Raw genomic sequence first — 13170 nt, 5'->3', positions numbered from 1 at the left:
CTATCGCATACCGCCCCCAACTGTGACATTCCGCCACGCTCCGCGCCCGCCGGGCGGCCCCTGGACGGCGGAAGGGCCCGCCCCCGGGTGCTCCCCGGTGGCGGGCCCTCGCGATCCGTACGGCGGTCAGTCGCCGATGCCGGCCAGCTCCCGCAGCCGTCGGGCCTGGGCCGCCCGTTCGGCGGAGCGCTGCTCGTCGAGGGTGCGCGCGGCGGCGCCCCGGAGCAGCGCCTTGGTCTCGATGACCGCGCCGCGCGGGGCGGCCAGCAGCGCGGCGGCGAGGTCGCGGGCGGCCGCCTCCAGCTCGGCGCCGGGGACGGCGAGGTTGGCCAGCCCGATCGCGGCGGCCTCCTCGGCGCCGACCCAGCGGCCGGTGGCGCAGATCTCCAGCGCCCGGGCGTAGCCGACGAGGTCGGTGAGCGGCTTGGTGCCGGCGAGGTCCGGGACGAGCCCGAGCGAGGTCTCCTTCATCGCGAACTGCACGTCCTCGGCGACGACCCGCAGGTCGCAGCCGAGGGCGAGCTGGAAGCCCGCGCCCACGGCGTGGCCCTGGACGGCGGCGACGGAGATCAGGTCCGCCCGGTGCCACCAGGTGAAGGCCTCCTGGTAGGCGGCGATGGTGTCGTCCAGCTCGCGGTCGCCGGCGGCGGCGAGCTGGAGGAAGGTCGGCTCACCGGGGATGCCCTCAGGGGTGAACATCGCGCGGTCCAGGCCGGCGGAGAAGGAGAGCCCCTCGGCGCGCAGCAGTACCACCCGGACGCTGCCGGGCAGGTCGCGTCCGGCGGCGGCGAGGGCGCGCCAGAGCGCGGGCGACTGGGCGTTGCGCCGCGCCGGCTGACAGAGGGTGACGACGGCGAGCTCGCCCTCGATCTCCAGGCGGACGCCGTCGCGCTCCCAGCTCGGGGCCTGCGGGTCGGTGGCGGGGGCGGTCATGCGGGAACCTCCGGTGGCGAGGGATTCGGCTACCGGAGAGTAACAAAAGCGGGCGCTCGGCGGCAGGGCCGGGCCCGGGAAAGATCCACACGGGGTGGTTGAGCCGAACGGGGGACCCGTCCGGACATGACGATCGGCGGCCGGTCCGCTCGGCCCGAGGGCGGACGATCAGTCGGCGGTGAACCGCCGCACCCTCGGCCGGCGCCCTGCCGCCGCGCCATTCAACCGTGGCTGACGAGCCGTCAGGAACCGGCCCCGGCAGTCGCCTTGCTCTTGCCTCGCGTGGCACCGCCGCGGCCCCGGAGCACCACTCCGGACTCGCTCAGCATCCGGTGCACGAAGCCGTAGGAACGACCGGTCTCGTCCGCGAGGGCGCGAATGCTCGCCCCGGCGTCGTACTTCTTCTTGAGATCGGCCGCGAGCTTCTCACGCGCGGCACCGGTCACCCGGCTGCCCTTTTTCAGAGTCTCGGCCACCCGTGCCTCCTCATAGCGTTGCTCGGTCAGAATCCCATGATCACCCATCCACCGCGTCCTGGCCACCCATTCGACAAGTCGGATGTCGGGAATGCGCAGTCCTTCGGTGGTGATCCGAGCGCGTCGGGGCGCTCACTCAGAGTGCACGCCCCCGGCCGGAAATCGCCCTCGGCCGCGAAAGGGCTGATCAGCAGCGTCGGCCCGACCACGATCGAGTGGCGGGCCGACGGGAAGTCCTTAAACGGAATCGGGAGCTACTTCATTCCCGGACACGCCGTATGGACTAGCTTTTCTGGTCCGAACAGTGGACGGATGTCTACGTCCCGTCAGGCCAGGTTGACGAGGTCGGCGTACGCCGGGCTCCACAGGTCCTCCACGCCGTCCGGAAGCAGGATGATCCGCTCCGGCTGGAGCGCGTCCACCGCGCCCTCGTCGTGGGTGACCAGCACGACCGCGCCCGAGAAGTCGCGCAGCGCGCCGAGGATCTCCTCGCGGCTGGCCGGGTCGAGGTTGTTCGTGGGCTCGTCGAGCAGCAGCACGTTGGCGGAGGAGACCACCAGGGAGGCCAGCGCCAGACGGGTCTTCTCACCGCCGGAGAGCACCCCGGCCGGCTTGTCCACGTCGTCGCCGGAGAACAGGAAGGAGCCGAGGATCTTGCGGATCTGCACCAGGTCGGTGTCCGGCGCGGACGAACGCATGTTCTCCAGGACCGTGCGGTCCGGGTCCAGGGTCTCGTGCTCCTGGGCGTAGTAGCCGATCTTGAGGCCGTGGCCCGGGATCACCTCGCCGGTGTCCGGCTTCTCCACCCCGGCCAGCATCCGCAGCAGGGTGGTCTTGCCCGCGCCGTTCAGGCCCAGCACGACGACCCGCGAACCCCGGTCGATCGCCAGGTCGACGTCGGTGAAGATCTCCAGCGAGCCGTACGACTTCGACAGGCCCTCGGCCATCAGCGGGGTCTTGCCGCAGGGGGCCGGGTCCGGGAAGCGCAGCTTGGCGACCTTGTCGCTGACCCGGACCTGCTCCAGGCCGGCGAGCAGCTTGTCGGCGCGGCGGGCCATGTTCTGCGCGGCCACCGTCTTGGTCGCCTTGGCGCGCATCTTGTCGGCCTGCGCGTTCAGCGTCGCGGCCTTCTTCTCGGCGTTGGCCCGCTCGCGCTTGCGGCGCTTCTCGTCGTCCTCGCGCTGCTGCTGGTACTGCTTCCAGCCCATGTTGTAGACGTCGATCGCGGAGCGGTTGGCGTCCAGGTAGAAGACCTTGTTGACGACCGTCTCGACCAGGTCGACATCGTGGGAGATGACGATGAAGCCGCCCTTGTACGTCTTCAGGAAGTCCCGCAGCCAGGTGATGGAGTCGGCGTCGAGGTGGTTGGTGGGCTCGTCGAGCAGCAGCACGTCCGAGTCCGAGAAGAGGATGCGGGCGAGCTCCACGCGGCGGCGCTGACCACCGGAGAGGGTGTGCAGCGGCTGGCCCAGGATGCGGTCCGGCAGGCCGAGCGCGGCGGCGATGGTGGCGGCCTCGGCCTCAGCGGCGTACCCGCCCTTGGTGAGGAACTCCGTCTCCAGGCGGGCGTACTTCTTCATCGCCTGGTCGCGGGTGGAGCCCTTCCCGTTCGCCATCCGCTCCTCGTTCTCGCGCATCTTCTTGAGCACGGTGTCGAGGCCTCGGGCGGACAGGATGCGGTCCTTGGCGAGGACGTCGAGGTCGCCGGTGCGCGGGTCCTGCGGGAGGTAACCGACCTCGCCCGAGCGGGTCACCGTCCCGGCGGCGGGCAGGCCCTCGCCGGCCAGGACCTTGGTGAGGGTGGTCTTGCCGGCGCCGTTGCGGCCGACCAGGCCGATGCGGTCGCCCGCGGCGACCTTGAAGCTGGCGGACTCGATGAGGACGCGCGCGCCGGCGCGCAGTTCGAGGGCGGTGGCGGAAATCATGGCCGGGTACTTCTCCAGGGACGTGTGCGGGCGAGCGGACGAGGGCTTCGACGGCGGTCGGCGCTGCGAATCGGGGCGCCGACGCCCGCTATTGCCCGGAGAAGATAGCCATGGCGGCAAGTCTACCGGGCCGCGCGAAACGCCCGGGGGTTACCTCCCGGGGGTAAGCCCCGCGCCACGGCCCCCACTGCTCACGGGCCCTACGGCTGGGGCGCGCCCGCCGACGGCTCCACGCAGTTCTGCGGGCGGACGGACGCGAACGGGAGCGCCGGGTTGCCGCAGGGGGTCTCGGGGGCGGCCGTCTTGGTGTCGATGACCTTCGGCGCCAGGATGGGCCCGTCCGCGATCTGCACCCGGCGGGCGTCCAGCACCTTGACGACCGGGCTCGGCCCGGTGCCCGTCGCCCAGCCGTTGCTGTCCAGCCGGTAGCCGGTGACGGCCCCGGAGACGGCCTGGCCGGCGCCGTTGGTGCAGGTGCGCGGGATCAGCACCGCGTAGTCGGTGTGCACGGTGCGCAGCGGGTCGAAGGCGCAGCCGCTCGGCGGCTTGTCGTTGTAGCGCAGGTCCCCGTCCGCGTCGCGCAGGCCCATGGTCAGGCCCGGGGTCACCACGGCCAGCCAGGGCGAGCCGTCCCGCTGGACGGTGTGCAGCGCGCCGGCCGCCCGCTCCTTGGCGAGCTGCTTGCGCTGGTCCGGCGTGCGCTTGTCGGCGCCCGGCTCGTCGGCGCCGCGCAGCCAGTCCGCCAGGCCGGGGACGGCGCGGTGCCAGCGCACCTCGTGGTCGCCCGGGCGCACCGAGGTGACCAGGCCGTCGTCCCACACCACGATCGCGTTCTCCCCGGCCATCGCCAGGTACAGCGCCTCCGCGCCCTCGCGGTTGTACGTCCAGGCCTGGGCGCCGCTGGTGCGGTGGAAGGCCTCCAGGCCGCCGCCGACCACCCGCAGGTCGAGGTCGGCGGTGCTCAGCGACTGGGAGTTGACGGGCGTGACCTCCGCGTTGCCCGGCCCGGCGACCCGGTCGCCGAACGGCACGGGCTTGTTGGCGTGCGCCGCCGCACCGGCCGCAAGGACCAGCATCACCGCCAGGGCAGGCAGGACCGAGCGGGGGGTGAAGACACGCTGAGGCTTCCGGGACACGGCCGGAGCGTACCTTTCGGCGGGCGGGCGAGTCAGCTCGGAATCGGCTGCCGACCCCGCCCGCCGTCGCGCGCCGAGCCGGGTGCGCCCTCCCCGCGCGCCCGCCCGCCCACCTGCGCCGTCGGGGCCGAGGCCGCACGCGGGCGCGGCCCGGCGCGGCCCGGGAAGGGCGCGCCGGACCGTTACAGATCTGATACACGGCCCGCACGGCGCCGGCCCGCTCCGGGCCGGGGCGTTGCGGCAGACGGCGTTCGAATATCGCCCACTTTAGGGTGACATTCGGCTTTTCCGACGCCCGGCGGCCCTACTGTCGGCGAGCGGGTCACCACGGTCCGTCCGCACCGTCGCCCGTCCGCCCGCACCAGCGCCGCCCGGAGGAGAGACCATGCGCATCGGCCGTCTGACCCTGGCCGCCGCCGCCCTGTTGCTGATGGCCACGGCCAGCGTCCCGGCCGGGTCGCCACTCAGCGGGACGGAGCGGCACAGCCTCTCCTCCGACGCCTTCGAGCCGCGCGGGGCCGCCGCCCGTCCGCCCGTCCAGCGGCCCGACCACGAGCCGCCGTTCGGCGCCTTCGTCGGCTCCTTCGACAACTACATCCCGCAGATCGGCCGGTACGCGCAGTGGCTGGGCGACGCCAACCTCCAGGTGGGCCACACCTACCTGCCGGGCAACGGCTGGAACGATATCGAGGGCGATCCCGTCGTCCTCGGGATGTGGGCGCAGTGGCGGCTGATCGACCCCTCGCGGCTGCTGGTGCTGGGCGTGCCCATGCTGGTGCCCAACGAGGCGAACGTGTCGGACGGCGAGGTCGCCAAGCTGCTCGGCCAGGGCGCGCGGGGGGACTTCGACCGGCACTTCCTCCGGCTCGCGCACCGGCTGGTGGCGCTCGGCGGGGCGGACACCGTGATCACCCTCGGCTGGGAGATGAACGGCGTCACCTACACCCACCGCTGCAAGCCCGACCCGGCCGCCTGGAAGACGTACTGGCGGCGCATCGTCGGCGTGATGCGCTCGGTGCCCGGGCAGCGGTTCCGCTTCGACTTCGCGCCCAACCGGGGCCTGGACGCGATCCCGTGGACGCGCTGCTACCCCGGGGACGACGTGGTCGACGTCATCGGCATGGACAGCTACGACCAGCCGGCCGGGGCCACCTTCGACGACTACGTGCGGGAGCCGTACGGGCTCCAGGACCAGGTGGAGTTCGCGGCGAAGCGCGGCAAGCCGGTCTCGTACCCGGAGTGGGGGCTGTTCCGCAACGGGGACAACCCGGACTTCGTGCAGCGGATGGTCGAGTGGATGCGGACCCACGACACGGCGTACCAGACCGTCACGGACTACTGCCCGCACGGCTTCTTCCAGTGCGACCGCAACCCGCGCTCGGCGGCGCGGTTCCGGCAGCTGATGTCGGGCTCCAAGGGCTCCGCCGGCGCCACCGCCCCCACCGCTCTCCCGGCCCCGACGGTCCCGGCCGCGCCCGCCACGCCCACCTCCCCCGCTGCCCCCGCCGCCCCGACGACTCCCACGACCCCGGCCGGTCCGAGCGGTTCGCCCACGTCGAAGCCCGCCCGGCGCTGACCGCGCCGGGCGGGCCCCGGTGCCACCGGAGGCGGGCGCTCAGCCTCGGCGGCGGGCCAGGAGGGCCTGCTTGAGGCGGGGGAAGCGGGTGCGGAGCTGGTGGACGGCGGCGGCGCGGGCGCGGATCGCGAGGGAGCGGGCGGCGGCCGCCGGGGCCGGGCCGGCGGGCCCCAACAGGAGGCGCTGGTTGGGGAGTTGGTCCGGCCGCCAGCGCTGCTTGTACGGCTCCTGGCCGCGCAGCAGCCCCAGCACCGGGATGCCCGCGCCCACCGTCTCGTCCAGGGCCGCGCTGAACAGCAGCCCCGCGATGTCCAGCCGCTCGCGCAGCACCGGGTGGGCGCCGTACATGTAGAGCCCGCCGAAGGAGGGGCAGAGCAGCAGCAGGTTCACCGCGACCAGCTGCCCGTCCAGGTGGAACTGGTGGACGGCCGCCTTGCCGCTGCCGACCAGGGCGATCGTGGACTCCGTCAGGTGCCGGGAGAAGCGCTCGCTGCGGTGCTCGGGGGTGACCCCGCGCTCGCTCCACTGCAGGAAGTGCAGCCGCAGCAGGCCCTCCAGGGCCTCCGGCACCTCCTCCGGCGACGTGGAGCGGACCTTCACCCCGGCCTCGGCGATCTTGCGCAGCTTGACCCGGCTGCGCTGGGCGGTCTTGCCGGGCACCCGCTTGAGCAGCCGGTCCATCGGGACGGCCGGGAGGTACTGGCAGAGCGAGTCCTCGTAGCGGCGCCGCCGTCCGCGCCAGTGCGCGTACACCTTCTGCACGGCCGCCTCGGGGTGCACCTCGCGCAGTTCCAGGAACTGCCAGGGGCGGGTGAGCGGGAGCGTGGCGGCGAGTTCGGCGGCGGCGCGGTCGGCGCAGTCGTCGTCGAGCAGCACGTCGGTGTAGTCGACCAGGGCGTCGCCGAGGCCGGTCAGGCCGCCGAGGCGCCCGCGCCGCCGGAAGGCCCCGGCGCCGACCAGCAGGCCGTCGCGGCGGACCAGCACCACGACCAGCTGTCCGGGGCGGCCGTAGTGGCGCCACCAGGAGCGCTGCCAGTCGGCGGCCTGGAAGAAGGTGGCCGTGCGGCAGCGGGCGGCGAGGCCGTCCCACTCCTCGGCGAGGGTGTCGAGGGCGTCGTCCTCGCGGCGCAGCTCGGTGGTCCAGACCGGCGCCGAGGTCTGGGCGGGGAGGCCGGCCGACCGCCGGGTCTCGGTGCTCATCGCGCGCTCCCCGCCGAGGCCTTCTCCTTGGCCTTGGGCTCGGGCTTCGCGTCGGCCTTCGTTTCGGCCTTCTCGGCCGGCGGCTCCTCGGCGCGCGGGCGCGGGGTGCTCGGGGTGCCCGGCTCCTCCGGGGGCTCCACCGCCTCGACGGGCCCGGCCTCCTCCGTCTCCTCGGCACCCGGGCGGCGGCGCGTCATCATCACCAGCGCCCCGATCAGCACCCCCGCCGCGCCGCCCACCGCGACGTCCAGCTTGCCCGAGGGCGTGGTCGGCTTGTCCGGCTCCGCCGCCGGGGCGAGCGTCACCAGGCGGACGTTGGTGTCCTTGCTGCTGGCGTTGGCGAAGGAGACCAGCGAGCCCGCCACCGCGTCCGCCGTCCGCGCGGCCTCCTCGGGGCGGCCGCCGGTCCCGGTGATCTCGATCATCGGGGCGTCCGGCGAGGTGGTGCCGTGCACCAGGGCCTCCAGCTCGCTGCGGCTGTGGCCGGTCTCGGCCGCCGCGACCGCGAGCACCTGCGGCTGGCCCGCCAGCCGGCCGTACGCCTGGGCGAAGTTGGTCGCGGTGGCGGCCTCGCCGGGGTTCTGCGCGACCACGAGCACGTAGGCGCTGGCGGCGTACGAGGGGTGCGAGACGGCGGCGTACCCGGCGCCGGCCGCGGCGCCCAGCGGCACCGCGAGCACCACCGGCCACCAGCGGCGGACCAGACGGCGGGCGCTTCGGCGCGGTGTGGTCATGGGTGTGGCTCCTCGGGTTGGGTCGGCGGGGCCGGCGGGTCAGACGCGGGCCAGCCGGTCGTAGAGGGCGCCCAGGTCGGCGGCGACCTTGGCGATGTCGTAGTGGCCGACGGCCGGCGGGTGCGGCAGTGGGTCGGCGCTGTGGTCGTTCAGGTGTCGCAGGTCGCGCAGCGCGGCGGCGTACGCGGCGGGCTCGGAGGGGATGCGGCGGGCCTGCGGGGCGGCGCTGGGCGGGAGTTCGTCCAGGGCCGGGCAGGCGCTGTGGCGTACGGGCAGGCCGGCGGCGAGGCCCTCCAGGACGCCGAGGCCGAAGGTCTCCGCGGTGGAGGGGGCTGCCAGCACGTCCACGGCCGTCAGCAGCTCGGGCACGTCGTCGCGCTCGCCGGTGAGCACCAGCCGTTCCCGGACGCCGAGTTCGGCGGCCCGGCGCTCCAGGGCGGCGCGCTCGGGGCCCTCCCCGATCAGCACGAGCCGCGTCGCCGGGTCGAGGTCGGCGAGTGCCTCGACCAGCACCTCGAAGCGCTTGCCCGGCACCAGCCGGCCCACCCCGCCGATCACCCAACTCCCCTGCGGCAGGCCGAGTTCGGCCCGCAGCCGGGCGCGGGCGGCGGCCCGCTCGGCGGGCGGGCGGCGGAAGCGGGCGGTGTCGATGCCGTTGGGGATCAGCTCGACGCGCGCGGGCGGGACGCCCCAGGAGTGCAGGGTCTGGGCGACCTGCCGGGAGACGGCCACCGTCGTGCTGCCGAGGCGTTCGGCCGCCAGGTAGAGGCCCTTGACGCCCCGGGTGACGGGCCTGCCCTCGATCACCCCGGCGTGCAGCGAGTGCTCGGTGGAGACCACCGCCCGCACCCCGGCCAGCCGGGCGGCGAGGCGGCCGTACAGCTGCGCCCGGTAGAGGTGGGTGTGCACCAGGTCGTAGCGGCCCTCGCGGACGAGGCGCACGAGCCGGGGCAGGGCGCCGAGGTCGCGGTTGCCCCGCATGCCGAGGTGGTGGACGGTCACGCCGTCGGCGCGCAGGGCGGCGGCCACGGTGCCGGGGTTGGTCAGGGCGAGCACCTCGCACCGCTGGTGGGGCGGCAGGTGCCGCAGCAGCAGGTGGAGCTGGCGCTCGGCGCCGCCGGAGGCGAGGCCGGTGACGATGTGCAGGACCCTCACCGCCCGGCCCTCCGGCGCATCCCGGTGACGAGGTCGCGCATCCGCTGGCGGCCCTTCTTGGCGCGCAGCCGCAGGCCCCCGTCGCGGTCGCCGACGTAGCAGCGCGGCAGGGCGAAGGGGCCGGTGAGCGCCGAGTGCTCGATGGCGCAGGCGTAGTCGTAGCCGGCGTCGCGCACGGCCAGGGTGGCGGGCAGGTCGACGGCGCCGTACGGGTAGCAGAAGCCGGTGACGGGGCCGCCGACGACCTCCTCCAGAAGGCGGCGGCTCTGACCGGTCTGCACGGCGAGCTCCTCGGCGGGCAGGCCGGGCAGCGCCTGGTGACCGAGGCCGTGCGAGCCGATCTCCCAGCCGGCGGCGGCGAGTTCGGTGACCTCCTCGACGGTGAGGAGCTTCTTGCGGGGGCCGTCGGCGTCCCAGTCGTTGCTGCGGCCGAGCAGGTCGGCGACGACGTACGCGGTGGCGGTGAAGCCGTACGCGTGCAGGATCGGGACGGCGTAGCGCCCGAAGTCCGCGTAGCCGTCGTCGAAGGTCAGGCCGACGAGCCCGTCGTCCCGGCCGAGGGCCCGGGCGCGGATCAGCTCGCGCACGGAGACGCCGCGCCGCCCCGTCCGGTGCAGCCAGGCGATCTGCTCGGCGAACCGCTCGGGGCTGACGGTGAGCCGGTACGGGTCCTCGCTCTCGACGGCGACGGAGTGGTACATCAGGATCCACGGCGAGCCCGGGCCCGGCACGGCGGGTTCGCCGAGCGGGCTGCGGCTCCGGGGCAGGCGCGCCCGGTGGGTCGGGGCGTCGGCGGCGCCCGTCCGGGCCGAACGGATGGTTCCCCGTTCAGTGTCCATGGGGGGGCTTCCCTTCGTCGGCAACGGTTGGCGGCGTCCGGAGTGGGGCCGCGATGCGGAGGACGGCGAGGACGGGGCCGCGCACCTCGTGGGCACCGAGGCCGGTGCCGAGGGCGGCGAAGGCCAGCGCCACGGTGAGCCCCCCGAGGAGGGTGGCGAGCAGCGGGTCGGCGCTCAGGCTCGCGGCGGCGGCGCCGAGCAGGGTGGCCCCGGCGGCGGCGGCGACCAGGCGGCCGTGGCCGGTGAGCACCCGGCGCAGCCGCAGCGGGATGCCGCGCAGGACGAGCCCGTGCAGCAGCAGCGCGGCGGTGGCGGTGATCCCGGCGGCGTTGCCGGCGGCGATGCCGAGGGCGCCGAAGCGGGCGGTGGCCAGCAGGCCGACGGTGACGGTGACGGCGAGGCCGAGCAGCATCGCGCCGACCGGGTACCAGTCGAGCAGCCGCCGGCCGCCCGGCTCGGTGCCCGGGTCGTCGGCCCTGCGGACCACCGGCCGCAGGGAGAAGTAGGGGCGGATCATCACCCCGATGAGCGCCTGGGCGGGCAGGCCGAGGCTGTAGACGCGGATGACCTCCGCGGTGGCCTCGGTGTCCTGCGGCCCGAAGGCGCCGCGCTGGAAGAGCAGCGCGACGACGGAGGGGGCGCAGGCCATCAGGAAGGAGGTGCCGAGCAGGACGACGGCGGCGGCCTGGCCGAGGTCCTTCTCGACCCGGTCGCGGGCGGCGGTGAGGTCCCCCGCCGCGAGCGCCCTGGCGACCACGGGGAAGGTGACGGTGACGATCAGGATGCCCGCCGTCATGGCGAGTTGGGAGACCTTGGCCGCGTAGTTGAGGTGCGAGATGGTGCCCGGCGGCAGGGCGGAGCCGAGGTAGCGCTCGACGAAGACCTGGGACTGCCGGGTCAGGGTGAAGGCGGCCACGGGCAGCAGCGCCAGCGGCATCAGGACCAGCGCCTTGCGGGAGCGCCGGTTGCGGCCGGTCCCGGAGCCCTCGCGCAGGCGGCGCAGGAACGGGACGACCAGGAGGGCGGCCATCAGCACGCTGCCGAGAGCGACGCCGAGGGCGGCGGAGCGCACGCCCAGGTAGGCCTGGCCGGCGAGCAGGACGGCGAGGATGCCGAGGTTGTACGCGACGTAGATGCCGGCCGGCGCGGTGAAACGGTGGTGGGCGCGCAGGGCGGCGGCGAGGTAGCCGGCGATGCCGAAGGGCAGCACGGTGATCGCGGTGATCCGGGTGCAGGTGACGGCCAGGGCCGGGTCGTGCAGGCCGGGGGCGAGCAGGGCGACGAGCTGCGGGGCGCCGAGGGCGACGGTCAGCGAGAGGCCGCTGAGGGCGAGCAGCAGCCAGGGCAGGGTGGCGCGGACGACCTGGCGGACGGGGTCGGGGGCGTCCGGGTCCTCCTCGCGCAGGACCAGGGCGAGGGCGAAGGCGGGCACCATGAGGAAGGACATGGCGTCCTCGATCAGCAGCGGTGCGGCCGTCTCCGGGACGGTCCAGGCGACGAGGAAGGCGTCGGTGCCCTGGTTGGCGCCGAAGTAGCGGGCGAGCAGCAGGTCGCGCAGCAGGCCGAGGCCGGAGCCGGCGGCGCTGAGCACGGCGGTGATGCCGAAGGCCTTGGCGAGGAAGCCGCCCCGGGGGGCCTTCCCGGGAGCGGCCTGCGGCTGGGGGGCGCTGCGCGGGGCGGGGAGGGTGGCGGTCGGCCGGTCGGTGGTCACACCGTCACCTCCCGGGCGGTGGCGCCGGCACGGGCACGGGCGGCGAGGCCGAGGACGACGGAGGTCAGCACGGTGGTGGTGCCGCCGATGTCGGCGTAGAGGAAGTCGACCAGGACCCAGGTGAGCAGGGCGAGGGCCCCCAGGGTCGCGCCGCCGGGACCAGCCGGACAAGCGCGCGGCGTCAGGGTGCGTGCATCGCAAGGCGGAGGAAGAAGTCCATGCGGAGCATCGGCGACTGACGACAACGCAGCGAGGTGCGTGCCCTGGCGTCGCGCGCCCGGCTGGTCCCGGTGGCGCGACCCCATGGCCAGGCCGGTGCGGTTGCGCAGGCAGCCGAGGAGCAGGGCGAGGAAGAGGGCGGCGTAGGCGGTGACGCCGATCAGGCCCTGTTCGCTGAGCACCAGGAAGTACATGTTGTGCGGGGAGAGCAGCGGCTCGCGCTGGAAGCCGATGGTGGAGTCGGCCGCGTCGCTGCCCGAGGAGAGCCTCAACGGGGCGTGGGAGTCCCGCAGTTGGGGGAACACCTTGGGGCCGGCCCCGTGCACGGGGTGGTCCTGCCAGATCCGGCCCGCGGTGGCCCACAGGTCGTAGCGGTCGGAGACGGACTGGTCGGGGGCGGCGGAGACGGAGCCGATGGAGCTGAGCCGGGCGGTGACGCCGGAGGCGCCGAGACCGAGCCCGCCGACGAGGACGACGGCGGCGGCCAGCCCGAGGACGGCGCCGCGCACCAGCAGCCGGGCGTCCGCGCGCAGCAGCAGGACGGTGGCGGCGACGCCGGTGGCGATCCAGGCGCCGCGGCTGAAGGAGACCGCGAGCGGGAAGACGAGGAAGGCGGCGGAGGCGAACATCGCCCGCCGCAGCCGTACGCTCCCCCCGGGCCGCCGTTCGCCCAGCGCCAGGGCGAGGGCGGCGAGCAGGCCGTAGCTGACGACGGTGGACATCGCCATGATGTCCAGGGCGCCGAAGGTGCCGATCGCGCGGATCGGCTGGCCGGTGTACGAGGCGCCGGTGCGGGTGAGGTACTGGTTCGCGCCGACGGCGCCCTGGATGAGCGCGGCGAGCACGAAGGAGCCGAGGACGAGCCGCTGGTCGGTGCGGTCGCGCAGCGAGCAGAGCACGGAGGCGGGCACCAGGACGAACACCTGGGTGAGCCGGACGAACCCGGTGACGCTGGTCGCCGGGTCGAGCGAGCCGACGGTGGCGACGGCGGCGGCCGTCACGATCCCGCCGAACAGCACGCAGGTGGTGCGGCCGACGGCGGGCAGCCGCCCGCGCAGCAGGTGGACGGCGGTGAGCGCGACCAGGGCCAGGGAGGCCACGTCGGCCGCGGTGACGTGGACGGCGGCCGTGACGTCCTTCTCGCCGGTGGGCACGCAGACCAGCAGCACGGTCGCGGCGGCCAGCAGGCTGGGCCGGTCGGCGGCCGCCGCGAGGGTCTTCCGTAACGACGCCGGGCTCGGTACGGCGGGAAGGGTCAGGGCCACG

At 74.8% G+C, this 13170-nt stretch carries 11 protein-coding genes; 1 reads left to right on the top strand and 10 read right to left on the bottom strand.

Annotation, left to right across the window (positions count from 1 at the left end; translation table 11 throughout):
* Positions 1 to 126 precede the first annotated feature (126 nt).
* The 4 genes from ACIRRS_RS29300 to ACIRRS_RS29285 form a co-directional block, all read right to left on the bottom strand.
* Complete coding sequence (locus tag ACIRRS_RS29300) at positions 127 to 933, bottom strand: enoyl-CoA hydratase/isomerase family protein (protein WP_402976785.1); 807 nt, start codon at positions 931 to 933, stop codon at positions 127 to 129.
* Between the two features lie 242 nt (positions 934 to 1175).
* Positions 1176 to 1409, bottom strand: coding sequence for a helix-turn-helix domain-containing protein (locus ACIRRS_RS29295; protein ID WP_031070427.1), 234 nt, complete (start codon positions 1407 to 1409; stop codon positions 1176 to 1178).
* A gap of 326 nt (positions 1410 to 1735) precedes the next feature.
* Entirely contained in the window at positions 1736 to 3334 is a 1599-nt protein-coding gene (locus ACIRRS_RS29290; protein WP_402976782.1) for an ABC-F family ATP-binding cassette domain-containing protein, read from the bottom strand.
* A 200-nt stretch (positions 3335 to 3534) separates the two neighbouring features.
* Positions 3535 to 4470 (bottom strand): hypothetical protein, encoded by a 936-nt coding sequence (locus ACIRRS_RS29285; RefSeq protein WP_402976779.1) that lies wholly within the window; start codon positions 4468 to 4470, stop codon positions 3535 to 3537.
* A 385-nt stretch (positions 4471 to 4855) separates the two neighbouring features.
* Here ACIRRS_RS29285 and ACIRRS_RS29280 point away from each other — a divergent pair, with 385 nt between their 5' ends.
* Positions 4856 to 6046 (top strand): glycoside hydrolase family 26 protein, encoded by a 1191-nt coding sequence (locus ACIRRS_RS29280; RefSeq protein WP_402976776.1) that lies wholly within the window; start codon positions 4856 to 4858, stop codon positions 6044 to 6046.
* Between the two features lie 39 nt (positions 6047 to 6085).
* Here the strand turns inward: ACIRRS_RS29280 and ACIRRS_RS29275 are convergent, their stop codons facing one another.
* The 6 genes from ACIRRS_RS29275 to ACIRRS_RS29250 are packed head-to-tail and all read right to left on the bottom strand — an operon-like array spanning position 6086 to position 13169.
* A complete protein-coding gene (locus tag ACIRRS_RS29275; protein WP_402976773.1) occupies positions 6086 to 7246 on the bottom strand; it encodes a GNAT family N-acetyltransferase in 1161 nt (386 codons plus the stop codon).
* The gene (locus ACIRRS_RS29270; RefSeq protein WP_402976770.1) at positions 7243 to 7980 is read right to left on the bottom strand and encodes a Wzz/FepE/Etk N-terminal domain-containing protein; all 738 of its coding nucleotides are present in this window, start codon (positions 7978 to 7980) and stop codon (positions 7243 to 7245) included. Before ACIRRS_RS29270 ends, ACIRRS_RS29275 begins: the two co-directional genes overlap by 4 nt.
* A gap of 39 nt (positions 7981 to 8019) precedes the next feature.
* Positions 8020 to 9135 carry a glycosyltransferase gene (locus tag ACIRRS_RS29265; RefSeq protein WP_402976767.1) on the bottom strand — a complete coding sequence of 372 codons (1116 nt, stop codon included), beginning with the start codon at positions 9133 to 9135 and terminating at the stop codon, positions 8020 to 8022.
* Complete coding sequence (locus ACIRRS_RS29260) at positions 9132 to 9974, bottom strand: polysaccharide deacetylase family protein (protein ID WP_402976764.1); 843 nt, start codon at positions 9972 to 9974, stop codon at positions 9132 to 9134. Before ACIRRS_RS29260 ends, ACIRRS_RS29265 begins: the two co-directional genes overlap by 4 nt.
* Positions 9964 to 11685: a murein biosynthesis integral membrane protein MurJ gene (gene murJ, locus ACIRRS_RS29255; RefSeq protein WP_402976761.1), complete on the bottom strand. Its 1722-nt coding sequence runs from the start codon at positions 11683 to 11685 to the stop codon at positions 9964 to 9966. Before murJ ends, ACIRRS_RS29260 begins: the two co-directional genes overlap by 11 nt.
* Positions 11682 to 13169, bottom strand: coding sequence for an O-antigen ligase family protein (locus tag ACIRRS_RS29250; RefSeq protein ID WP_402976758.1), 1488 nt, complete (start codon positions 13167 to 13169; stop codon positions 11682 to 11684). The genes murJ and ACIRRS_RS29250 overlap by 4 nt, the downstream gene beginning before the upstream one ends.
* Position 13170: the final 1 nt, after the last annotated feature.

Source organism: Kitasatospora sp. NPDC101183, from assembly GCF_044767945.1.
In the GTDB taxonomy this organism is placed as follows: Bacteria; Actinomycetota; Actinomycetes; order Streptomycetales; family Streptomycetaceae; genus Kitasatospora.
Note: the sequence above shows the minus strand (reverse complement) of the source record. Positions and strands in the feature narration are given on the sequence as shown.

Excerpts from the sequence above, each read along its gene's own strand:
- ACIRRS_RS29300 (WP_402976785.1), bottom strand. The coding sequence starts at position 933 with ATGACCGCCCCCGCCACCGACCCGCAGGCCCCGAGCTGGGAGCGCGAC.
- ACIRRS_RS29280 (WP_402976776.1), top strand. The coding sequence starts at position 4,856 with ATGCGCATCGGCCGTCTGACCCTGGCCGCCGCCGCCCTGTTGCTGATG.
- ACIRRS_RS29290 (WP_402976782.1), bottom strand. The coding sequence starts at position 3,334 with ATGATTTCCGCCACCGCCCTCGAACTGCGCGCCGGCGCGCGCGTCCTC.
- ACIRRS_RS29275 (WP_402976773.1), bottom strand. The coding sequence starts at position 7,246 with ATGAGCACCGAGACCCGGCGGTCGGCCGGCCTCCCCGCCCAGACCTCG.
- ACIRRS_RS29260 (WP_402976764.1), bottom strand. The coding sequence starts at position 9,974 with ATGGACACTGAACGGGGAACCATCCGTTCGGCCCGGACGGGCGCCGCC.
- ACIRRS_RS29270 (WP_402976770.1), bottom strand. The coding sequence starts at position 7,980 with ATGACCACACCGCGCCGAAGCGCCCGCCGTCTGGTCCGCCGCTGGTGG.